Source organism: Streptomyces griseoflavus (assembly GCF_014649995.1).
Taxonomy (GTDB): domain Bacteria; phylum Actinomycetota; class Actinomycetes; order Streptomycetales; family Streptomycetaceae; genus Streptomyces; species Streptomyces griseoflavus.
The window spans coordinates 380872-381479 of sequence record NZ_BMUC01000001.1; the positions used below are offsets into that span (position 1 = coordinate 380872).

The 608-nt window shown below is 74.7% G+C and carries 1 protein-coding gene and 1 pseudogene; both read left to right on the forward strand.

Translation table 11 applies throughout. The features are described 5' to 3' along the window. Positions 1-304: pseudogene (locus IE172_RS34300) on the forward strand (DUF2637 domain-containing protein); the annotation flags it as partial. 19 nt (positions 305-323) lie between these two features. Next, the gene (locus IE172_RS01685) at positions 324-515 is read left to right on the forward strand and encodes a mobile element transfer protein (protein ID WP_190095229.1); all 192 of its coding nucleotides are present in this window, start codon (positions 324-326) and stop codon (positions 513-515) included. The last annotated feature ends 93 nt before the right edge of the window (positions 516-608 follow it).

Consider the following 608-nt stretch of genomic DNA (forward strand, 5'->3'; position numbering starts at 1 on the left):
GCCCGCGGACCGCTCGGCCCTCGTGCCGGCCCCCGCCGAACCGGCCCCTGAGCCCATGCCCGAGGTGGAGCGCGAACAAGCGACCACTCCCGAACCGGCCCCGGTGCCCGAGGAGCCTGCCGCCCTCCCCACCGCTGAGCCCTCCCCGGCTGTGCCGGTCCCGGCCGCTCTGGTCGATCACGCCCGGAAGGTCGCCGCCGACCACCAGGAACGGACCGGCGCCCGGATCGACACCGACACCCTCCGAGCCCACCTCGGCGTCCCGCCACACCTGGCCGACGCCATCGCCGCCCAGCTCGCCTGACCCGAGAGGAGACCCCGTCATGCCTGCCCGCGACTTCTTCCACTCCGTGATGCGGATCGGCCCGGTGCAGATCGGCACCCACCGCGACCGCCACGGCCAGACCAAGCACGCCGCCGTGTGCAGCTCGGACGGCTGCGGCTGGTCCGCCGACTACTCCAGCCAGTCCGCCGCCCAGCTCGCCGCCCGCACCCACCGCTGCCGCGTCCGTTAGGAGGTCACCCGTGGACGTCCCCCTCTGGTTCGCCCTGGTCGTCGTCGGCTGGCTCGGCGTCAAGCTCATCCGCCCGCCGCTCTGGCTGGTCCT

Excerpts from the sequence above, each read along its gene's own strand:
- IE172_RS01685 (WP_190095229.1), top strand. The coding sequence starts at position 324 with ATGCCTGCCCGCGACTTCTTCCACTCCGTGATGCGGATCGGCCCGGTG.